The 19,009-nt window shown below is 38.7% G+C and carries 25 protein-coding genes and 1 tRNA gene; 14 read left to right on the forward strand and 12 right to left on the reverse strand.

Going from position 1 to position 19,009, the window contains the following annotated elements:
• Positions 1-13: 13 nt before the first annotated feature.
• The 4 genes from LEP1GSC203_RS04665 to LEP1GSC203_RS04680 are packed head-to-tail and all read left to right on the forward strand — an operon-like array spanning position 14 to position 3,362.
• Entirely contained in the window at positions 14-1,189 is a 1,176-nt protein-coding gene (locus LEP1GSC203_RS04665) for an acyl-CoA dehydrogenase family protein (RefSeq protein WP_002972908.1), read from the forward strand.
• Positions 1,190-1,195: 6 nt separating this feature from the next.
• Complete coding sequence (locus LEP1GSC203_RS04670) at positions 1,196-2,227, forward strand: phosphotransferase family protein (RefSeq protein ID WP_002972615.1); 1,032 nt, start codon at positions 1,196-1,198, stop codon at positions 2,225-2,227.
• Positions 2,217-2,648 carry a hypothetical protein gene (locus tag LEP1GSC203_RS04675; RefSeq protein ID WP_002972549.1) on the forward strand — a complete coding sequence of 144 codons (432 nt, stop codon included), beginning with the start codon at positions 2,217-2,219 and terminating at the stop codon, positions 2,646-2,648. Before LEP1GSC203_RS04670 ends, LEP1GSC203_RS04675 begins: the two co-directional genes overlap by 11 nt.
• Positions 2,649-3,362, forward strand: coding sequence for a histidine phosphatase family protein (locus tag LEP1GSC203_RS04680; protein ID WP_002972281.1), 714 nt, complete (start codon positions 2,649-2,651; stop codon positions 3,360-3,362).
• Between the two features lie 82 nt (positions 3,363-3,444).
• Here LEP1GSC203_RS04680 and LEP1GSC203_RS04685 read toward each other — a convergent pair whose 3' ends face one another.
• Genes LEP1GSC203_RS04685 through LEP1GSC203_RS04700 form a run of 4 tightly spaced genes read right to left on the reverse strand, consistent with a single transcriptional unit; the run spans position 3,445 to position 5,994 of the window.
• Entirely contained in the window at positions 3,445-4,134 is a 690-nt protein-coding gene (locus LEP1GSC203_RS04685) for a hypothetical protein (protein ID WP_002972355.1), read from the reverse strand.
• Between the two features lie 14 nt (positions 4,135-4,148).
• The gene (locus LEP1GSC203_RS04690) at positions 4,149-5,165 is read right to left on the reverse strand and encodes an aldo/keto reductase (protein ID WP_002972246.1); all 1,017 of its coding nucleotides are present in this window, start codon (positions 5,163-5,165) and stop codon (positions 4,149-4,151) included.
• 1 nt (position 5,166) lies between these two features.
• A complete protein-coding gene (locus tag LEP1GSC203_RS04695; protein ID WP_002972948.1) occupies positions 5,167-5,454 on the reverse strand; it encodes an acylphosphatase in 288 nt (95 codons plus the stop codon).
• A 21-nt stretch (positions 5,455-5,475) separates the two neighbouring features.
• The gene (locus LEP1GSC203_RS04700; RefSeq protein WP_002972859.1) at positions 5,476-5,994 is read right to left on the reverse strand and encodes an RNA pyrophosphohydrolase; all 519 of its coding nucleotides are present in this window, start codon (positions 5,992-5,994) and stop codon (positions 5,476-5,478) included.
• Positions 5,995-6,066: 72 nt separating this feature from the next.
• Here LEP1GSC203_RS04700 and sixA point away from each other — a divergent pair, with 72 nt between their 5' ends.
• Entirely contained in the window at positions 6,067-6,555 is a 489-nt protein-coding gene (gene sixA, locus LEP1GSC203_RS04705) for a phosphohistidine phosphatase SixA (protein WP_002972386.1), read from the forward strand.
• A gap of 57 nt (positions 6,556-6,612) precedes the next feature.
• Positions 6,613-6,684, forward strand: a tRNA-Pro gene (locus LEP1GSC203_RS04710).
• Positions 6,685-6,768: 84 nt separating this feature from the next.
• Here the strand turns inward: LEP1GSC203_RS04710 and LEP1GSC203_RS04715 are convergent.
• Positions 6,769-7,059 (reverse strand): LIMLP_16025 family protein, encoded by a 291-nt coding sequence (locus tag LEP1GSC203_RS04715; RefSeq protein ID WP_002972751.1) that lies wholly within the window; start codon positions 7,057-7,059, stop codon positions 6,769-6,771.
• 44 nt (positions 7,060-7,103) lie between these two features.
• Here LEP1GSC203_RS04715 and LEP1GSC203_RS04720 point away from each other — a divergent pair, with 44 nt between their 5' ends.
• Both LEP1GSC203_RS04720 and LEP1GSC203_RS04725 read left to right on the forward strand, forming a co-directional pair.
• On the forward strand, positions 7,104-8,198 hold the full coding sequence (locus LEP1GSC203_RS04720) for a hypothetical protein (RefSeq protein WP_002972610.1): 1,095 nt from the start codon (positions 7,104-7,106) through the stop codon (positions 8,196-8,198).
• A gap of 3 nt (positions 8,199-8,201) precedes the next feature.
• Positions 8,202-8,723, forward strand: a complete 522-nt coding sequence (locus LEP1GSC203_RS04725; protein WP_002972520.1) for a DUF1697 domain-containing protein — start codon at positions 8,202-8,204, stop codon at positions 8,721-8,723.
• A gap of 2 nt (positions 8,724-8,725) precedes the next feature.
• Here the strand turns inward: LEP1GSC203_RS04725 and LEP1GSC203_RS04730 are convergent, their stop codons facing one another.
• Both LEP1GSC203_RS04730 and LEP1GSC203_RS04735 read right to left on the reverse strand, forming a co-directional pair.
• Complete coding sequence (locus tag LEP1GSC203_RS04730) at positions 8,726-9,196, reverse strand: hypothetical protein (protein WP_002972832.1); 471 nt, start codon at positions 9,194-9,196, stop codon at positions 8,726-8,728.
• Position 9,197: 1 nt separating this feature from the next.
• A complete protein-coding gene (locus LEP1GSC203_RS04735; RefSeq protein WP_039937243.1) occupies positions 9,198-9,788 on the reverse strand; it encodes a TetR/AcrR family transcriptional regulator in 591 nt (196 codons plus the stop codon).
• A gap of 137 nt (positions 9,789-9,925) precedes the next feature.
• Between LEP1GSC203_RS04735 and LEP1GSC203_RS04740 the strand changes: the two genes are divergently transcribed.
• Positions 9,926-10,675, forward strand: coding sequence for an SDR family oxidoreductase (locus tag LEP1GSC203_RS04740; RefSeq protein WP_002972376.1), 750 nt, complete (start codon positions 9,926-9,928; stop codon positions 10,673-10,675).
• On the opposite strand, the gene LEP1GSC203_RS04745 is transcribed toward LEP1GSC203_RS04740, so the two are convergent.
• Positions 10,667-11,143: a crossover junction endodeoxyribonuclease RuvC gene (locus LEP1GSC203_RS04745; protein ID WP_002972239.1), complete on the reverse strand. Its 477-nt coding sequence runs from the start codon at positions 11,141-11,143 to the stop codon at positions 10,667-10,669. The two genes, LEP1GSC203_RS04740 and LEP1GSC203_RS04745, sit on opposite strands and share 9 nt — an antisense overlap.
• Positions 11,144-11,276: 133 nt before the next feature.
• Here LEP1GSC203_RS04745 and LEP1GSC203_RS04750 point away from each other — a divergent pair, with 133 nt between their 5' ends.
• The 4 genes from LEP1GSC203_RS04750 to LEP1GSC203_RS04765 all read left to right on the forward strand — a co-directional run bounded on the left by LEP1GSC203_RS04750 (position 11,277) and on the right by LEP1GSC203_RS04765 (position 15,091).
• Positions 11,277-12,953: an acyl-CoA dehydrogenase family protein gene (locus tag LEP1GSC203_RS04750; RefSeq protein WP_002972248.1), complete on the forward strand. Its 1,677-nt coding sequence runs from the start codon at positions 11,277-11,279 to the stop codon at positions 12,951-12,953.
• Between the two features lie 154 nt (positions 12,954-13,107).
• Positions 13,108-13,485, forward strand: coding sequence for a bleomycin resistance protein (locus tag LEP1GSC203_RS04755; protein WP_002972577.1), 378 nt, complete (start codon positions 13,108-13,110; stop codon positions 13,483-13,485).
• Positions 13,486-13,700: 215 nt separating this feature from the next.
• A complete protein-coding gene (locus LEP1GSC203_RS04760) occupies positions 13,701-14,417 on the forward strand; it encodes a hypothetical protein (RefSeq protein WP_002972462.1) in 717 nt (238 codons plus the stop codon).
• Between the two features lie 17 nt (positions 14,418-14,434).
• Positions 14,435-15,091 carry a hypothetical protein gene (locus LEP1GSC203_RS04765; RefSeq protein ID WP_002972414.1) on the forward strand — a complete coding sequence of 219 codons (657 nt, stop codon included), beginning with the start codon at positions 14,435-14,437 and terminating at the stop codon, positions 15,089-15,091.
• A 59-nt stretch (positions 15,092-15,150) separates the two neighbouring features.
• Here LEP1GSC203_RS04765 and LEP1GSC203_RS04770 read toward each other — a convergent pair whose 3' ends face one another.
• Genes LEP1GSC203_RS04770 through LEP1GSC203_RS04780 form a run of 3 tightly spaced genes read right to left on the reverse strand, consistent with a single transcriptional unit; the run spans position 15,151 to position 17,571 of the window.
• Positions 15,151-15,834: an START domain-containing protein gene (locus LEP1GSC203_RS04770; RefSeq protein ID WP_002972534.1), complete on the reverse strand. Its 684-nt coding sequence runs from the start codon at positions 15,832-15,834 to the stop codon at positions 15,151-15,153.
• 3 nt (positions 15,835-15,837) lie between these two features.
• Positions 15,838-17,085, reverse strand: coding sequence for a serine hydrolase domain-containing protein (locus tag LEP1GSC203_RS04775; RefSeq protein WP_002972150.1), 1,248 nt, complete (start codon positions 17,083-17,085; stop codon positions 15,838-15,840).
• Between the two features lie 12 nt (positions 17,086-17,097).
• Entirely contained in the window at positions 17,098-17,571 is a 474-nt protein-coding gene (locus LEP1GSC203_RS04780; protein WP_002972724.1) for a TIGR04452 family lipoprotein, read from the reverse strand.
• 23 nt (positions 17,572-17,594) lie between these two features.
• Here LEP1GSC203_RS04780 and LEP1GSC203_RS04785 point away from each other — a divergent pair, with 23 nt between their 5' ends.
• Positions 17,595-18,305 (forward strand): class I SAM-dependent methyltransferase, encoded by a 711-nt coding sequence (locus LEP1GSC203_RS04785; protein ID WP_002972623.1) that lies wholly within the window; start codon positions 17,595-17,597, stop codon positions 18,303-18,305.
• Between the two features lie 97 nt (positions 18,306-18,402).
• On the opposite strand, the gene LEP1GSC203_RS04790 is transcribed toward LEP1GSC203_RS04785, so the two are convergent.
• Positions 18,403-18,894, reverse strand: coding sequence for a TerB family tellurite resistance protein (locus LEP1GSC203_RS04790; RefSeq protein WP_002972568.1), 492 nt, complete (start codon positions 18,892-18,894; stop codon positions 18,403-18,405).
• Positions 18,895-19,009 lie beyond the last annotated feature (115 nt).

Here is a 19,009-nt window from a genome sequence, read left to right on the forward strand (position 1 = left end):
ATTCTGGGAATCAATGGACTTTGAAATTCCCCAAGAAGTGGAAACACTTCGCAAAAACATCCAAGACTTCATTACAAATGAAATCATTCCTCTGGAAAAACATTATGATTATGAAAAAGGTCGAATGCCAGAAGATATCAACCAACAAGCGCGTGCTAAAGTAAAGGCATCTGGTTTTTGGACTCCCCACCTTCCTAAATCAGAGGGAGGTCTTGGTTTAGATTTAATTGGAACTTGTATAATATTTAGTGAACTGGGTCGTTCACCGATCGCACCTTATATATTTAACTGTGATGCACCGGACGAAGGAAACATGCATTTGCTTTCTCTTGCTGCAACAGAAAAACAAAAAGAACTCATTTTACATCCCTTAATCAAAGGCAATCTGCGAACTGGTTTTGCGATGACTGAACCTGCGCCTGGTGCTGGCTCTGATCCAACAAGTTTGCAAACCAATGCGGAAAAACAAGGAGACAAGTACATTCTGAACGGTCGCAAATGGTACTGCACAGGTGCCAATGGTGCGAAGTATTTGATTGTGATGGCAAAGGTAAACGGAAGTTTTCGAAAAACTACGATGTTTCTCGTACCTACAGATGCCAAAGGTTATACGATGGTTCGAGAAATTGAACTTATGGGTTCTCATGGGCCAGGCGGACATTGTGAACTCTATTTTGAAAATGTAGAAGTTCCAGAAGATATGGTCCTTGGTCGTATTGGTGAGGGATTTCGACTCTCTCAAGAAAGGTTAGGGCCTGCCCGATTGACACATTGTATGCGTTGGACAGGGATGGCAAGGCGAGCGCTCTCAATTGCGCGAAGTTATGCGAAAGAAAGAGAAGTTTTCAGTTCCCGGATTGCTGACCATCAAGGCATTCAATGGATGTTTGCAGAAAGAGCCACTGAAATAGAAATGGCTTTTCTTCTCACTCTAAAAGCTGCTTGGTTACTCAAAACAGGAAAGGACGCTCGGCAAGAAACATCAATGGCTAAATGGAAGGTTAGCGAATCTTTATGTAACACTATCGACATGGCGATCCAAATCTGTGGGGGAAAAGGATATTCGCGTGACCTACCACTTGAGTTATTTTACCGTGATGCTCGAGCTGCAAGGATTGCCGATGGACCATCTGAAGTTCATAAAATGGTGATTGGTCGAAACTACGTATCAGAAAAATGGGATTTTTAACGGTTCATGGAAATTAAGGAATTACAGGAAAAAGTAGAACTCCACCTAACTTCAATTTGGAAGGAAAATGTAAAAGTTTCTCAGATTTATCATTTAAGTGGAGGAGCTTGCCAAGACAACTACTCGTTGGACTTGGTTTCTAGTTCTGGTAAACAATCCTTAGTTTTGCGTACGGATAAGGGAGCAAGTTTACTTTCTTCTCTTTCCAAACGAGATGAGTTCAAGGTAGCTGAACTTGTATATAAAGCTGGTGTCAAAACTCCGACACCAGTTTTTCTCGAAGAAACACCCGAAGTGATCGGTGCTCCCTTTTTTCTAATGGAAAAAATTGGTGGTAAGGCAACCGGTCGTTACATCACCAAAGATAAAGAATTGGATTCTTATCGGAAAACAAATATGGTTTCGGACTTAGCCGAAAATTTAGCGAAACTCCATACTGTAAAACCAAGTTTGGTTTTAGATGAAGAACTAAAACAAAAACTTAAATTTGTAACGATAGACAATTATATATCGATCGCCATCACCGATCTAAGACAATCATTAGACGATCTTCCTGAAGCTCACCCTGCCATTGAACTTTGTTTGTTTTGGTTGGAAACTCATGCTCCTACCATTGATGAGATTGTTCTTGTTCATGGAGATTTTCGAACCGGAAATTTTATGATGAATGCCGAGGGACTCCAAGGAATTTTAGATTATGAATTTGCACACTTCGGCGACCGTCATGAAGACATCGCTTGGTTGTGCATGCGTGATTGGAGATTTGGCCGGTTAAACAAAGAAGTTGGTGGTTTTGGAGATCGCAAAGATTTTTACGAAGCCTACCAAAAGACTTCTGGAATTGCGGTGGATCCATTTAAGGTTACGTTTTGGGAAATTATGGGAAATGTTCGTTGGGCCATTGGAAGTGCACAACAAACAGAAAGACATCTTTCTGGTAAGGACAAAGGGATTGAGCTTGCTGCCATTGGTCGGCGCACAGCAGAAATGGAATGGGAAGCGATGCGACTCATTGAGGAATTAGAACATGCAGTATAGGCCAGAAACAAAAGAACTCATTTCAGCAATCCAAGATTTTTTAATGAAAGACCTTCTTCCAAAACTGGAAGGCGATGATCTATTATCTTATAAGGCATTAGTATCTTGGAATATGTTAGGTGTGATCGCACGGGAAACAGAATCGTCTGAATTTGAATCAGATTGGGACCGTATCCTGAACTTAAACTTAAAAATTTCTAAATGGGAAGATGAATACAATCGGAATCAGTTTTTAAATTTAAGTCGGAAAGAAAAATACAACCTTCTCTTCGATTGGAATAAAGCCCTATCTAAAGAAATCAGAAACCAAACAGAAAAAAATACAGGTTTAGATTTGAAACCTGGTGGAAAGGTTTGGAATTTTGCTAAAAACCAATTGAAAGAAACACTCAGTGTTTCCAACCCGAGGTTCCAAACCTAAATGTCTTTATTGTATTTGGTGCGTCATGGACAGGCAGACCGACTTGGAAAAAATTACGATCAGCTAACAGAACATGGTTGGAAACAAGCGAAACTACTTGGAGATTATTTCAAAAATCAAAGAATAGAATTTGATTCGGTATATACAGGTACCCTCAACCGGCAAAAACAAACAGCGCAAGGAATCATAAAAAGTTTTTCTATGAATCAGTTTTGTATCCCTGAGCCAATCGAAAATTCTGCCTGGGATGAATTCGATTCAAAAATGTGGCTTGGACTTGCAGCTAAGATTCGTCATGCGAATGTTAATTTTGCAAAATTATATGAATCGTATAAAAAAGCTTGGGAAGAAGGTAAAGAGGAAACTAGAGACTACTTCCAAGAACTCATTCAAATTGTTTTAAATGATTGGGTTCATGGAGTTTGGGATCCTGTGGAACCTTATACTTTCCAAGAATACGTGGAAAAGGTATCAATCGGCCCGAAGAATATACCTGAAAATGTAAAAAGCACTCTTGTAGTTTCTTCTAGTACTCCGATTGCCATCATGATGGGTCTTTCTTGCAAAATGTCACCTGTTGAATTTCCAGTTTTTATGAAATCGATCACCAATTCTTCACTTAGTGTTTTTAGGAGAGAAAAAGACCATTGGGAACCAGTGAGTTGGAATAACACTCCTCATTTACAAGATCCGGATCTTGTGACTTTAGTTTAGAAATTTTAAAAACAAGGATTTGAATTTTTAACCAGAAGAAGAAGGTCTGTTCCTGTTTTCCGAGAACAGACCAACAGGTTTTTTATTGGGCAAATGAAGAGAGGAGTTTGATCCTATTTTTTGCCTTTTGTCCCCAACCTGTTCTTGGAAAGTTTTTATACAAGTGATCCATAGCGGCTAACTCTTCTTCGTTGGATTTACTATAACGGATTGTAATTTTTGGTTCTTCTTGGAATTTAAAATCTACAATTACATGAAAACTTCCCATAAAAACTACGGTTCCTGGTTGTAAGTCAATCCTTGATTTTTCAATTTCCGAACGGTCAAAGTCTATATCAATTTTAGTGGGTTGTTTCGTACTGCCGAATGAAAAATCGGAAGCTCCTCGATTTAGTAAGTGGACAGCATCGTAAATTTCATACTGGCCTTCCTTTAAATTTTGGAAGTAATAGTAGTGTTCAGAGCTTTCATTATACTCGAATGATTTTTCCCCTTTTTTAAGAGTTACCTTTTGAAATCTGGGATCTATCAACTCATCCAAAACCATTTCATCTTTAACAATTGTCATATGAACAATGATAAGACTACTTTGCGCATTTTTAGGACCAAAACTTGAACAATCAGGAAAAAGATAAGTAATTAGAAATAGTATCAAAAACTTTCGAAAGATACCCGAAGTAATCCTTTCAAATTTTGAGATTTTTTTAACCGATGGATTTGAGTCTCCATCAGGTTGTTTTTCTTTGTAATGATCATCCAGTTTAGAACTCATAGGTAATTGATTCCTTAACCCATGGGGTATTGAATCTTTTTGGAAACAAGATTGATTTCCGATAAGATTTCTTCTGACAAAACCACATCAGTTGCTTTTAATGATTCTTCTAACTGAGAAACTGTATTGGCTCCAATGATAGTAGAAGCAACATAGTCATGTTGTTTACTCCAAGCAATAGATAAAACAGTGGAGCTCATTCCGTATTTTTCTGCAATAGCCATCAGTTCTACTGTGGAAGCTAAAGTGTTTTCATTTAAGAAACGAGAGGCCATACGTTTTTGTCTTTCTCCTTCGGCCATATAACGAACAAACCGTGAACCTTCTGGCGGAACAGATCCGTTGTACTTACCAGTGAGAACACCACCTGCAAGTGGAGAATAAGGAAGTAAGGAGACTCCCTCTTTTCGGCAAACTTGTGCTAACTCATCTTCGAAACGTCGGTTTAGAATTGAAAAATTATTTTGAATGGAATCATAACGAATGAGATTGTGTTTGTCTGAAGTCCAAAGACTTTTCATAAGCCCAAAAGAAGTTTCATTGGAACAACCTGCATAACGGATTTTCCCTTCGTCTTTCAATTCTGTTAGGGCTTCCATGGTTTCATCATATGCCATATCATGATCTGGCCAATGAGTTTGGTACAAATCAATGGTATCTACACCTAATCTTTGTAAGGAACCTTCAATGGCCCGACGGGTATGGTATTTGTCTAATGCTGTTTTTCCCTCACGCAGTGGCGGACTAAACCAACCGTGACCAGGTCCTGCCACTTTCGTGGCGATGATGATTCCATCACGAGGTTTCGTTTTTAGCCATTTACCAAAAATTTCTTCGGTTCTGTGAACCCAAGATTTTTGAGGAGGGACTGGGTAAATTTCTGCAGTATCATAAAAATCGATTCCGGCATCATAAGCACGATCCAATATTCGAAACGCCTCATCTTCGTTACATGAGGAACCAAAAGTCATGGTACCCATACAAATTTCGGATACCACCATACCTGTTTTGCCAAGTCTTCGTTTTTTCATGTTATTTTTTAATTAAAAATGTTCTGAATTGGTTTTTGGGATCACTCCATTCAATGACGTGATCTTTCACCTTCGCTTTTGTTGGTCCTCGTTGCATGGCTCTGTACAAATCTTCTATAAAAAGTTTGTCTCCTTCTACAACGGCTTCTACTTCCCCGTTAGGTAAGTTCTGAGTATAACCTTTGAGTCTCATCTCTTGGGCTTTTTGGAGGATGTAATAACGAAATCCGACCCCTTGTACAGTTCCCCGTATTACAATTCTCGCTCTTGATTCTTCTGATTTTCCCAAAGATTGTCTCCTTTCTTGAACTTACTTGGATTTTGATTTCTCGGCAATGTAATTTTGGATGGCCGATTTAAAAAGAGGAACAAACTTTTCATAGACGGACCGTTTGAATTCCACAACGGCTTGGATAGTTTCTTCAATATCCATAAATTGGATGGTCAAAAACTCTTGTTCGTGGTGAACTAAATCACATTCTTCCAAAGTCCCATCCCAATAAAAAAGGATCCATCTTTGCAATTGACCACGAAATTTTTGTAAGTGTGAATTAAGACCAAGTGAATTGGGAAAGTCATAGGGTATCCAATCAGGATATTCTGTTACATAGGTTGCTTTTTTGATACCAAGTTCTTCATATAATTCTCGTTTAGCGGCATCTAGATAATCTTCCTCATCATCAATGCCACCTTGTGGAAACTGCCAAGAACCTGGGAATTGTATTCGCTCCCCTACGATCACTTTTCCTAATGAATTAAAAACCACCATGCCTACGTTTTTGCGGTAGGGTTTGTCTGTCATATTCCTTAGAATGTCTCTATCATTCATTTTCGCAAGAAATTCCTTAATTTTTTGTTTCTCCGTTAGTCCGTGGTTCCAATCTTGGGATTAGGAGAGACTATGAAGATCATTTTGGTTCGTCACGGTGAGGCTGAAAATGCAACTCCTGCCATTTCCGATTCCCAAAGGGAATTAACAGACAAAGGGGTCAGTGACATTCACAAAATCGGAAAGTTCATTAAAAACTCTGCCTTAGCAGTCAAACAAGTTTATTATAGTCCTTATCTAAGAACCAAACACACAGCCGAAATCCTATCTGAAGAACTGAAATATGGTGGGGAAATGTTAGCTTCCGATGATCTCGCAGCTGGCAAAGGTTGTTCCGATATAATCTCTTGTTTAGTAAATTTTTCCAATTCCGACACTGTTTTGTTAGTTGGTCATAATCCAGACATTACTTACTTTGCAGCAAGGCTTCTTGGAAATGCAACCGTTGCTGAGAACTTAATTTTCCAACCGGGATCTACGATCGCTATCAATGTGGCTCGAGAAAAATTTGCGCATGGTCAAATTATCTGGGCAATTTCACCAGACAATCTAGGCATTTGAATTCCTATTAGTAAGGCTTGACCCGTTTTGGATCGCAAGGTTTTTGGATTTAGAACGCGGGGTGTAGCGCAGCGGTAGCGCACTTGTCTGGGGGGCAAGGGGTCGCCGGTTCAAATCCGGTCACTCCGAGAAGTTCAATTCCTAAAAAACCCAGCAGGCCTGCGAACAAACCTGCCGGAAGAAAATTCAGGATGGTGATATACAAAATAAAACTTAAGAAGGTTTTGTTTCGTTTCCTTCTTTGACTTTGTCCAAATACTTAACGACGTTGTCTTTGAGTTCGTCAAAACGAACGATTCCCCAAGCAATACCCATTTTTACTTTTAAAGCATTGTCACTGGTGTCGCTTTCGCCTTGTTCTTTTAACTTTTGAAAGTTTGTTTCGAATTTGCTTTTTTTCTCGTTCAGGTCTACGACGAGTTTCTCCCAAACTTCTTTGGAAGTCTTTACGGCGCCAATCCCAGCATTTACGATATCTTGAAGCTTGTTTTCCACATTGCTCATCGGATGTTACTCCTTATGGTTCCATTATTTTGCAGTGCACAATAATGTCTAGAAAGATTTTTCTGGAGGAATCTGAAATCCTGAACCAAAATGGTCGGATGCGCGTAAAAACTCTATGGACTCTCCTTTCCATTTCTACCCTCGTTTTCCTGATTTTGGATTGCGGTGGTCAAATCCAGGAAAAGCCAATTGCTGGCTGTGAACGAATTTCTGGGACTCCCGGCCCTGAAGACCTAGATCTTATCCGAGATACATCTACAGTGATTGTATCTTCTCATGAACGACGAAATGGATTGAAAGATATTGGAGCTTTGTTTGAAGTTTCCATGCAAGATACCAATCAAAAATTAGAAGCTAAAAAAATTGAAACAGATTATCCAAAAAACTTCAGACCGCATGGAATTAGTTATGCGAAAGTGAAAGGAGTCGATACCTTAGCTGTAATCTCCCATACATTAGAAGATGAAAATCCACATACGATCGAAATCTTTGAGCGCTCAAAATCGGGCAAATGGACCCATAAGAAAACGTTAAGTGATCCTACACTGACTAGTCCTAACGATATTTTCATGAATGAAGCAGGTGAAATTTTTGCTTCGAATGACAATGGAACAAACAATGCATTTCGAAAGTACTGGGATATGATCATTCGCAGTGGTCGGGCAGACATAACTTATTATGATGGAAAATCTTTTTTGGCATTGGATGTTCCCGTGATGCTTGGAAATGGAATCTACATTCGTAAAAAAGGAAACGAAGAACTTTTATACAGATCTGTGTTTGCTGAAAAAGCGATAAGAGTGTATCAAGTTGAACGGACTGGAGGAAAAATTCAATTAAAGTATTTGGAATCCATTGCTATTGGTGCAGGACCAGATAATATTTTAGAAGATGAAAATGGAATCCTTTGGCTTGCAGCGCACGACTCTACTTATAAATTCATTCGCCATGTAATGAACCGAACCAACTTAGCTCCCACTCGCGTTTTCAAAATCAATCCTGAAAACAAAGAAGTGACGGAAGTGTATGCAAACGAAGGAGCAGAAATTTCTGCAGGAAGTACTGGGCTTGTTTTCAAAAACAAACTTTTGATTTCGCAAGTGTTTGAAGATTTTCTTTTGGTTTGTCCAAGGCCATAGGCCATGAAATACATCGCATTGTTTAGAGGAATCAATGTCGGCGGAAACCGAAAAGTGGAAATGAAAAAACTAAAGGGGCTGTTTGAATCCTTAGGTTATACTGAAGTTTCCACTTATATCAATTCTGGTAATATTCTTTTTGAATCAGATCTTGATACAAAGTCCGTTCTCACAAAAATCACAAAGACCTTTGAAAAAACTTTTGATTTTGAAATCCCTACTCTTGTGAAGACAGAAAAGGAAATGAAAAAAATTGCAGATGCCATCCCAAAGGATTGGCAAAATGATCCTACGCAACGAACGGACATTGCCTATTTGTTTCCCGAAATAGATTCAAAAAAAATCATCGAAGAACTACCATTCAAAAAAGAATTTGTGGATGTTCGCTATACCAAAGGTGCTATCATCTGGAATATTAAAAAAGTAAATGTGAACAAAAGCAATTTAGCAAAATTAATTAGTCATAAATTATATAAGTCTATGACGATCCGCAATGTGAACACCGCGAGATTTTTAGCAGGATAGATTCAATTTAATTCTTTAAAATGATTTCGGATCAACTTTTTCCAACGGAACTGTCTCCATCGATAGAAAACACTAGCAAAGATAACTATAAAAATCGTTAGAATACCTGCTTTTATCTCTATCCTATCAATATATCTAACTAAATTTTCATTTTTTGTTTTTCGAATGAAAATCCAATGATCCCAAGTGTTGATGAGAGAACTATAACCATTATCTCTTAATATAAATTCATTTGGATTGGCTTCTTTAATTTTTTCGATAACTATTGTTTGGCTACTAAATGGTATGATCCCAAATAATTTCATTTTTGCCAAATAGTCCCCATTTTTCCAATTCTCTGGAAATCCATTTGGATTTGCAGGCTCAAAAACAACCATTGGTTTTGCAATGTAATCTAATGTTTTGGAAAGCATAACATAACTTGTAATCGTTTCAAAATTACTGGCAAAGTGAGTTTCTATATTAATAACCATTTCAAACCAATCCTTTTAATACTGCTTCTATCGTTTGTAGTAACAATGGTTCGCGATTTTCTTCGCTATGTTGTGCCACAAGTTTTGGGTGAGTAAAAGCTGTTCCTGCAGAAATAAGAATTTCTGTGACCATTTTTACATCTTTCTTTTTTAACTTTTTTTGCTCCATGGCTTCTGTAACTAACTTCGACATTTGATTTCGCATATTGGATAAATGAGTTTGGATGAATGGTTTGGATTGTTCGGCCGCCATATCAAATGCCTTATACAATTCGGGATCTAGTTTTACTTTTTCCAATTTCATCCGGTGCAAATTTTGAAACCATGTGAGAACCTTCTGTAATGGATCTCGTTTTTCTAAAACTAACAAATCCTGTTTTTGGTCCAGGTTCACAAGCCAACGTTCGGATACGGCATCCAAAAGTGCTGTTTTGTCTTGGAAATGAGAGTAGAGGGCTGCGTGGCTAATCCCCATTTCTTTGGCCACATCCACTAAACGAACCTTTTCAAAGCCTTTGGCACGCATTTGGTCGATGGCGATTTCCACTGCTTTATCCTGTATTTCCGAAGGTGAGAGACCAGTCCGAGGCATAGGGAAAGGGTCGGATTTACCCATTCCGGGTCAATTCGAAATTACAAAATGAAAAAAACGTTAGTTTTGAAACTTACGGACTTGACTTTTTGTAACTTACATAATATTGTAAATGTAAGTAAGGAAATACCAACAAAATGCACCTGAATGGAAATACAATATTGATTACCGGCGGAACGAGTGGGATTGGACTGGCTTTGGCCAAGCGACTCTCTAACCTCGGAAACCGCATCCTAGTTTGCGGAACGAACGCAAAGAAAATGGAAGAGTTAAAAAAATCCCATCCTGATTGGGGGACTTACCTCTGTGATGTTTCACGCCCTGAGGAAAGGTTACGTTTGTTTCTAGAAACTACCAAAGACTATCCAGAGCTGAATGTGTTATTCAATAATGCAGGCATCCAACGTTACCCTAAATTAAATGAGGTGGAACCTTGGTCAGACTTAGGTAAAGAGATTGATATCAATTTGGGAGCTCCCATCCATCTCTCTACGTTATTCGCCAAACATCTGTTCGCAAGAAAAAATGCAGCGATTTTAAATACCACTTCCGGATTGTCTCATATTCCTTTGGCCTATGCTCCGGTTTATAGTGCTACCAAGGCAGCATTACACTCCTTCACATTGACAATGCGATTTCAATTTCGCAATGAGCCAATCAAAATCATAGAAGTTTCCCCTCCTATGGTGGATACGGATTTAGGAATCCCTAACACGCATACTGCGGGACTGAATTTGGATGAATATGCTGATTCTGTAATCAGTGGATTACAGAATGGAGATCTGGAAATCACCACAGGATTTTCTACGGTCTCAGCGAATGCAAGTCGAGAGAAAAAGGATGAAATCTTTTTGTCTATGAACCAAGCTCGGAGTGGATCAAACTAAAGACCGACCGACAAAGGCACAAGCGATGGCATCCCAAGAGTCATCGTGGCCTTTCAGATCCTTAAATCCTAAAATCATTTGGATCGCTGCCCGAACTTCTTTTTTGGTAGCGTTTCCTTTTGTGGAAATTCCTTTTTTGATTTGAGTGGCTGTGAGTGATACAACCGGAATTTGTTTTTCACCAAGGGATAGAAGAATCACCCCACGTGACTCCGCTACTTTCATTCCTGTGGTGGTATTCTGAACAAAAAACAATTCCTCTACGGCCGCAGCCTCTGGTTTGAATTCAGTCAGGATATCCATAAGTTCTAAGCGTATTTGGAGTAAATTGTCGGGAGAAGGGGTTTTGGGTGCTACTTCTATGGTACCGTAGGTAAGGAGTTCAGGATTACGACGGAGGCCCTCAGGAAAGGACAAAATGGCGTATCCGACTCGGTGGGATCCAGGATCTATTCCTATGACTTTCAATAATTTCTTTCCAAGTTCCGTTCTTTTGTCCAGTTTCGACCTCCCCGACCCAAAACCTAGTCTAAAAATGAAAATGACAGGGTACTTTCCTTCCGTATAGTGGAAGAAAACCACCCGCAGGAACGTTAAACACATGACCGCAACGGCAGTGAAACTCGAAAAATCCCAGGCGGAGAAGGCTCTTAGTGCTCAAGCCGCCCTCCTCAATGATGTAACCAAACGACTCGCTCAGAAAAATTCCGATAACGGCAAAGTTTCCGTAAGCAAAATGGACAAAACGCAACACGTGTTTTACCAATTGGCTTGGATGACAGCTCAACAACGTGTTGCTGAGAACTTTATCGTTTATGCTTGGGATGCTTCCAAGGGAACTGGAGAAATGGAACAGAAAATGGCCCTTACTTTTGCGGCTGAGACTGTATCCAACATTCGTTCAGAACTCGCAGCGCGCCCTGCTGAGTATGAACTAACTTACCAAGAACTATTCTCCAAACTTTTTTCTGATGAAATCAACACTTTCGTAGAAGCAGCCTCTAAAATGGAAAACTACGAAGCGATTGTAGACAAGATCGTTGATCTTGGACACTTCGGTGCGTATGGACTTTCTGAAGACCATGAAAACTTCCGTGGAATCTTTAAAGATTTTGCTGAAAATGTAGTGGTTCCTCATGCAGAACATGTCCACAGACATGACGACCTCATCCCACAAGAAATCATCAATGGACTCAAAGACATGGGTTGTTTTGGTCTTTGTATTCCAGAACAATTTGGTGGAATCCAACCTGATGACCGTCCAGACAACATTTCCATGTTAGTCGTTACAGAGGAACTTTCTAGAGGTTCCCTCGGTGCTGCCGGATCCCTCATCACAAGACCAGAAATTATGTCCAAGGCTCTCCTCAAAGGCGGAACCGAAGAACAAAAAAATAAATGGTTACCACTACTTGCCTCTGGCGAAAAATTTGCAGGGATTATGGTTACAGAACCTAACTACGGTTCCGATGTTGCTGGCGTTTCTGTCACAGCTAAAGAAGTGGACGGTGGGTTTGTCATCAACGGTGTAAAAACTTGGTGTACATTTGCAGGTTATGCGAACCTGCTTCTCATCCTTTGCCGTACAGAATCTGATCCAAGTCTCAAACACAGAGGTCTTTCCATCCTACTTGCGGAAAAACCTTCCTTTGATGGACATGAATTCAGTTACAAACAAGACGGTGGCGGAACCATTCAAGGAAAAGCGATCGGAACCATTGGATACCGAGGAATGCACTCTTACGAAGTATCTTTCGAAGACTACTTTGTTCCAAAAGAAAACCTTCTTGGTGGAGATGCTGGACGCGGTAAAGGATTCTATTTCCAAATGGAAGGATTTGCTGGTGGACGTATCCAAACGGCAGCTCGTGCCAATGGTGTAATGCAAGCAGCTCTCGAAGCAGCACTTCGTTATTCTCAAGAACGTAAAGTATTTGCAAAACCAATTTACGATTATACTTTAACTAAGTTCAAAATTGCGAAGATGGCAATGATTGTCCAAGCAACTCGCCAATACACTAACTATGTAGCAACACTACTCGATGAACACAAAGGCCAAATGGAAGCTACACTTGTAAAATTGTATGCATCCAAAATTGCTGAATGGGTGACAAGAGAAGCAATGCAAATTCATGGTGGTATGGGTTATGCGGAAGAGTATCCTGTATCTCGTTACTTTGTGGATGCTCGTGTATTCTCGATCTTTGAAGGTGCGGAAGAAGTAATGGCTCTTCGCGTTGTAGCGAAAGACCTACTTGACCAAGCACTCGCTTCTTAATTAGAAACAAATTTTGTCTTTGCTGGAAAGGTTCGACCCGAAAGGCAAAGATGAATGTGGAAAAAGCCCGAATTTTCGGGCTTTTTTTATATCTAAAACAAAAATGAATCCGACATTTTATTGAAACATTTAATAAAACTGGAAGACCAACTCAATGATTCCGGGTTACACTGAGAGAAACATGATCAAAAAATCAATACCACAACTACCATCCATGAATCTTTTAAGATCAAAGGAATTCTACGAAGTAAATTTAGGTTTCAAAACGTTTAAACATTATGATGATATTCTGTTATTGGAAAAAGATGGAATTGAACTTCATCTTTGGTTATGCGATGACCCATCCATTCCTCAAAATTCAAGCGTTTACTACCATGTAGATGGAATTGATTCCATGTATTCAGATTACAAAAGTAAAGGAATTGTCCATAAAAATGCTCATTTGAAGGACCAACCCTGGGGGATGAGGGAATTTTATGTTTCCGATTTGGACGGCAATCTATTAAAGTTTGGACAATCTATCAGTTTATGAACAAAGAGGAAATTAAAATTTTAGAGTCTAAATCGAGTAGATTAATCTTATCTGTGTTAACTGTAATTTTATTTTTTGCCAACTATTGAATTGTTGTGTTTATTTGAATTTGGAATTCTACCAAATAGGAGTTTAAAGATTCAGTGAAGAGCAATCGAATATTCTTTTGTGTTTTTGTTATAATCTTAATGATAACATTCGCGTGTAAAACTCCTATGCCCGAGCTAAGTTCTGAAGCCAAACTAACTCAAGGAAAAATAATTTCCATACGGTGGACCACGACAGATCCAGTTTTAGCAAAAGTATTTAATGAAGTTTTTCCTGTCCCACCTGCTATCCTCCTGGATGAAAATGCAAATGTTACTGATTTAACAACGATTCCACTTCCTGATCCAAATCCAAGCCATGCTCCTAAACCAAAAATTGAAAAACCTATAAACCCGAATGAATTACCTCGGTGGGATCGTGGATTTGAACTTTCCAATATCGACAATCTAACGTTAGTCATCCGAAAAGAAAGCCAAAGACCATTTTATAGTATTGGAATCAGTTTACTTGCGTTGACTATGTTGTATTATGGGACAATGGAGGCAGAAGCAGAACTAGTTTGGACTTCGGGAGAAAATTCTCTTCATAGAATTTCCTTTTTATCCACTTATGAAACGATTTGGGCACCAATGCCATTTTATATTGGAACTGGTTCTACAATTGTGGCCCCAGCCCTCAATTCGAATCGTTATCCATCCCATATACAAAAATATTGTACATTAGATAAACCAAGTAAATTACGAGAATCCTTAGAGCAGACAAAGTCAGACAACTGTAAGGAATATGAAATGTTTTTAAGGCGTTTGTTCTTACAAAATTATGACTCCATCCATTCTCAGTTAAAAGAATGGGAAAAACGAAATCAAGATTGGTTTCAGCCATAATAAAGGACCAATTTCATTTGAATCGAAATCAGAAACTCATTCATTCTTTGTTTCGAAAAATCGTAGTTATTATTTCTTTTGTGTTTCTCTCAACGGTAATCCCGCTAAAAGAACTGAACTCAATTTCAATCCCAAAAGAAAATTGGAATCTTATACTTTATGGCGGAATTTTTACAACGACAGACCTCATCCCTATTGTGTTTCGTCAGAAGACGGATTATAAAGAATCGTATATAGGAAGTTTGGGAATTTCAAGACCACTCGATTATCGAATTCGATGGTTTGATTTTTTGTGGGAAGGAAATGTTACCAAACATTTTGGTGAAATGAATCATTGGGAGGTGAATGGTTTTTATATTGTTAAAATTGATCGAATGTATGGTTCTCCTATTAGTTTATCGTTAGGTGAGGGTTTGTCTCTTGCGTCTGAAAATCCAAAATTAGAAAATAAAGCAAAAGGATACTATCTAGATGGGTTACAAAAAGATGCAATTGAATCAAGAGCGCTTCTTAACTATATGATGGTGGAATTCAGTTCTTACTTACCATTTGAAAGAAAAACAGAACTGTTTTTACGAGTGCACCATAGGTCTGGTATTTTTGGACTCTATTGCCCTCCAGATCCCAATTGTGGTTCGAACTTTGTGAGTTATGGGTTTCGAACTTCATTTTGATCCCGCAGCACAACAGTTAAACGTAAAACTGCAAGACCAATTTTTTATAACGAGAAAAACTAATTAGGATTCGTTTTGGAAGGTTCTTTGATCCAATCAAACTTTGTGTCTTTATGTTTTCCTTCATCCACTAACGTTTTTAGATTCAGCAGAGATTCATAAGGAGTATCTGTTAAAACTAAGTTGATAACAGATTGTGGAACGGATCCACCTGGTTCAAAATGGGCTTGGTATTCAATTTTTAATTTTCCATTGGTCTGTGGAATGATTCGCCAAACACCTTCAAAGTTTTCCATTCGAGTGACACCAGACGGAACAGGGCGAGCATTAGAATCGAGACGTTTGATTTTCATCACAGTGGCTAATGATTTTTCGTTTTGTTCAAATCCTCGATCCATAATCAAATCGCGATCATTGACTGGCCAAGGCGCACCATTCCTAAGATACACAATAGATTTTTTCTCTGTTCCCGAAAGAACGGTGAGTTCTTTGCATTGATGGTAAAGATTTTTGCAAGAAGCAGGATCTGTTAATAGAGCAACAACTTGAGAAATGGATGCATCTACTTCTGTTCGTCCCAAAAATTCATCTAGGTTTGAACCAACAAAAGGACGAGTCAAAACTTGAATTCCTTTTTTTCGTTTGGACTCCGACCATTCTGGTGATTGGGCGAAAAGAGAGGATACAGTTGATAGCAGGGAAACTCCTATCAATGTCAGTATTAGGATTTGTTTTTTTGTCATGGGTTACCTGCCTATTTGTAAGTGAATGAGTGGTCTCACTGTTTCTGCAAAGAATAATGAGGTTGATGAAGCTGGTAACAAACTCAATCCATTTTTTCTTCCTATATTATTTACAGCAAGGATGGCCATATAATTTCGATTTTTATCTAGCCATGGGTAAAATCCGTTGATTCCTATACTATGAGAGATAAGGTCTCGATCGCATTCTGAGGGAATATCCGTAGTAGTACAAAATCTCCAGTTGCCTAGACCATATTGCCAACGATAACCAAAAGCCGAAAATTGAGAGTAACCAATCTTTGCACCATTGTATTGGTCTGCTAAAATTTCCGTAACCGATGTTGTAGAAAGAAAATTTGCGATATTGGCCCCTGCGGCATTTTTTGCAGTTCCATTGGTTAACAGTGCATTAAGCATTCGAGCATAGTGTTCTGGGGAAATGGAGAGACCAAAGGCACCAGACAAACTTCCATCAGTAACTTCTGAAGTTCTATAATTTCCCCTCCAAACAGCTTGGCTTGCATCCCAACCAAGTGGAGTCACGATGAGTTGAGTGAACAAAGTATCCCAAGTTTTAGCACATGAAACCTCTAACATTCGTTGTGCGACTGCCATGTGATTGGAATTGTATTGGAAAAGGGCACCTGGTGTCCCAGTGGATTGGTCACGGATTTCATTAACACAAGTATCCTTTTGTGTTCCAGTGGCTCCCACAGGCAATGTAGAGATACAAGTGGCTTGTCCAGATCCATTCCCGCCTCCTGCATTGAGACCCGAAGTAAAGGATAATAATTGACGAAGTGTGATGGTTCCTTTGGTTCCTGTCCATCCGAGAATTTCACCTGTGGTTCTACTGAGTGAAAGGGCTCCACCTGTCACACAAGTTCCTGTAGTGACCGTACCACAACCTGCAAAAGTTCCACTGTTGGTATTACAATCAATGGCTCGCATTGCGGTAATGGCAGTTACCCATTTGGAACCAGAAGCAATCGGCCGGTAAGTATTATAATCTAATACGGATTGTCTCGCATAAATTCTGTTACCTGATTGATCATAAACTTGAAAACTGGCACCTTCATCAGTAGTTTTAGCATATTGATCAAAACAAGAATCGATGGTAAAACAAGAACCAACAATACCAGCCAATAGAATTGACCTGGCATCTTTGTCCGTTTCAACAGATTTTAGACAATTGAAAAATAAACAAAACGAGATTAGAGATAATAATAGTGTATTGAAAGTAGATTTCATAAGATTCCTCATTTAAAAACGAATTGGTTCTATAGTAATGATTTTTCCTGTTTTTTCTAAGTCACAGGAGGCAAACTCAGGTAAAAGGATCGCATCACGAGTCCCTCCCCCAACAGTTGTTAAACCATCATAGATACTTCCCAAAACCAAAGCTCCTTTGGTTTTGATGTCGGATTCGCACTGTAAAACAGAAGATTCCATAAACGAATCTTGATCTTCAATCGTGGCAATGTAAGAATACAGGATTTTGGCTAAAAATCCATTGATGATCAGAAGAGGGGAAATGGGGCCTTGCCCTCCTTTCATTCCGGACTGAGCCAACCAAAACGATGATGCAGTTGATTCTGCTTCAAAAATCGCGTCTGAAATTCTTTTTTTTGCTTCAGATCCTTTGATGGCACCGTACGTCGGAATTCCAATTCCTTCTGTAAGCATACAATTTGTCAGAAAGACAAAGAAAAGAATAGATAGAAAAATATTCTTCATGTGATTTTTATCCTTAATAGAGAATGAAACGATCTGTAAACTTTTCCTTTCACCACATGGTTCGGATTCCTGAACCAGAACTTATGGAAGATTTTACTCAAGTAGAATCTTATGCCAAAGCCGATTTTGAATCGGCTCATTCTTTCCTCGTTCGTAAATTACAAGATAGAATCCCCTTACGTTTTGCTCCTGAGTCCATTTTAGACCTAGGTTGTGGACCTGGAGATATGTCTTCTCGTTTGTATTTACAATTTCCGATGGCGAATTTTACATTTTTAGATGGTTCCGAATTCATGTTAGATTTTTGTAAGAAGCGTATCGATACATTGGTTCCAAAAAAAAGAAACAATAAAATTGATTTTAAAAAAGAACTCATTCAGGATTTTGTTCCTGAATCGCCGTACGATTTAATATTTTCCAATTCATTATTGCATCACTTACATGATCCATTTGAATTTTGGGCAGCGGTGCAAAGGTCTATGCACCAAGATAGTTTTATCTTTATCTCTGATTTGATGCGCCCTGATTCAGTTGGGATTGCCAATCAACTAATGAATCGTTATGCGAATGGAGAATCTGAAGTTTTAAAACAAGATTTTTATAATAGTTTACTGGCGGCTTATCGAATTGAAGAAGTCAAAGAAATGTTAGAGATTGTTCGGTTGGACTCAAAATTAAATCTAGAACCCATCACTGACCGGCATTGGATTTGTTATTCAAAACAAAGAAACTAATTGGTTAGTGAAACTCTATATTTTTAGGTCATCAACCACTCTGATTTTCATGGGAACTTGTGAGGACTAAATGAAAATCGAAAAGATTGGAAGTCACTTAAGCCAAATATTTTTTTTCAACTCTCACTTTGTCCATATGACTAATTTTGAGTTCATTGGCAAGGTCATCTAAAAACCGAATTTCTTCCTGGTTGAGTGCCCCATCGGAGGCAACAATACAGACGGCATCTTCAAAAAAATTTAATGCATATTCATCGTTATCCAAAACAACTTTAGTAATGGTTTTCATTGGGAGAGGATTTTCAAAAGTCTTTGAAAGAATTTCTAAAACTGGTTTTTTTTGGGCCTGAAATCCACTGAGGAGGCAATCAGGTTCAAAGAGTACGTTGACTAGTTCCCCTACAATATCCCCTTCTTTTTTTTTGAACTGACCATCGGCATTACAGGCATAAGACCACAAACTAAGCAGGACTTTGGCATATTCAATGTGAAGGTCACTTTCGATGTCCAGAGTCGATTGGATCGATTCCGGATGTTTGTTTTTGTTTCCCTTGACTTGTTTTAAATTTTGAACGATTTTCTTTGCCATAACAAACGTGAATTTTAATACTTCAGATTCTTCCGTAACTTCATTTTTTTACTCTTTTCTTGATTTTTCCCAAAAATGGGCTGAATTGGAAGTTCGAATCAGGAAACTGGAATTA

It is taken from the genome of Leptospira terpstrae serovar Hualin str. LT 11-33 = ATCC 700639 (assembly GCF_000332495.1).
Lineage (GTDB): Bacteria > Spirochaetota > Leptospiria > Leptospirales > Leptospiraceae > Leptospira_A > Leptospira_A terpstrae.

Coding starts and splice junctions, on each gene's coding strand:
- LEP1GSC203_RS04730 (WP_002972832.1), bottom strand. CDS start 9,196: ATGGTTATTAATATAGAAACTCACTTTGCCAGTAATTTTGAAACGATT.
- LEP1GSC203_RS04685 (WP_002972355.1), bottom strand. CDS start 4,134: ATGAGTTCTAAACTGGATGATCATTACAAAGAAAAACAACCTGATGGA.
- LEP1GSC203_RS04770 (WP_002972534.1), bottom strand. CDS start 15,834: ATGACAAAAAAACAAATCCTAATACTGACATTGATAGGAGTTTCCCTG.
- LEP1GSC203_RS04735 (WP_039937243.1), bottom strand. CDS start 9,788: ATGCCTCGGACTGGTCTCTCACCTTCGGAAATACAGGATAAAGCAGTG.
- LEP1GSC203_RS04790 (WP_002972568.1), bottom strand. CDS start 18,894: ATGGCAAAGAAAATCGTTCAAAATTTAAAACAAGTCAAGGGAAACAAA.
- LEP1GSC203_RS04785 (WP_002972623.1), top strand. CDS start 17,595: ATGAAACGATCTGTAAACTTTTCCTTTCACCACATGGTTCGGATTCCT.
- LEP1GSC203_RS04780 (WP_002972724.1), bottom strand. CDS start 17,571: ATGAAGAATATTTTTCTATCTATTCTTTTCTTTGTCTTTCTGACAAAT.
- LEP1GSC203_RS04675 (WP_002972549.1), top strand. CDS start 2,217: ATGCAGTATAGGCCAGAAACAAAAGAACTCATTTCAGCAATCCAAGAT.
- LEP1GSC203_RS04725 (WP_002972520.1), top strand. CDS start 8,202: ATGAAATACATCGCATTGTTTAGAGGAATCAATGTCGGCGGAAACCGA.
- LEP1GSC203_RS04665 (WP_002972908.1), top strand. CDS start 14: ATGGACTTTGAAATTCCCCAAGAAGTGGAAACACTTCGCAAAAACATC.
- sixA (WP_002972386.1), top strand. CDS start 6,067: ATGAAGATCATTTTGGTTCGTCACGGTGAGGCTGAAAATGCAACTCCT.
- LEP1GSC203_RS04700 (WP_002972859.1), bottom strand. CDS start 5,994: ATGAATGATAGAGACATTCTAAGGAATATGACAGACAAACCCTACCGC.
- LEP1GSC203_RS04740 (WP_002972376.1), top strand. CDS start 9,926: ATGCACCTGAATGGAAATACAATATTGATTACCGGCGGAACGAGTGGG.
- LEP1GSC203_RS04760 (WP_002972462.1), top strand. CDS start 13,701: ATGCCCGAGCTAAGTTCTGAAGCCAAACTAACTCAAGGAAAAATAATT.
- LEP1GSC203_RS04690 (WP_002972246.1), bottom strand. CDS start 5,165: ATGAAAAAACGAAGACTTGGCAAAACAGGTATGGTGGTATCCGAAATT.
- LEP1GSC203_RS04755 (WP_002972577.1), top strand. CDS start 13,108: ATGATTCCGGGTTACACTGAGAGAAACATGATCAAAAAATCAATACCA.
- LEP1GSC203_RS04775 (WP_002972150.1), bottom strand. CDS start 17,085: ATGAAATCTACTTTCAATACACTATTATTATCTCTAATCTCGTTTTGT.
- LEP1GSC203_RS04670 (WP_002972615.1), top strand. CDS start 1,196: ATGGAAATTAAGGAATTACAGGAAAAAGTAGAACTCCACCTAACTTCA.
- LEP1GSC203_RS04680 (WP_002972281.1), top strand. CDS start 2,649: ATGTCTTTATTGTATTTGGTGCGTCATGGACAGGCAGACCGACTTGGA.
- LEP1GSC203_RS04750 (WP_002972248.1), top strand. CDS start 11,277: ATGACCGCAACGGCAGTGAAACTCGAAAAATCCCAGGCGGAGAAGGCT.
- LEP1GSC203_RS04720 (WP_002972610.1), top strand. CDS start 7,104: ATGTCTAGAAAGATTTTTCTGGAGGAATCTGAAATCCTGAACCAAAAT.
- LEP1GSC203_RS04715 (WP_002972751.1), bottom strand. CDS start 7,059: ATGAGCAATGTGGAAAACAAGCTTCAAGATATCGTAAATGCTGGGATT.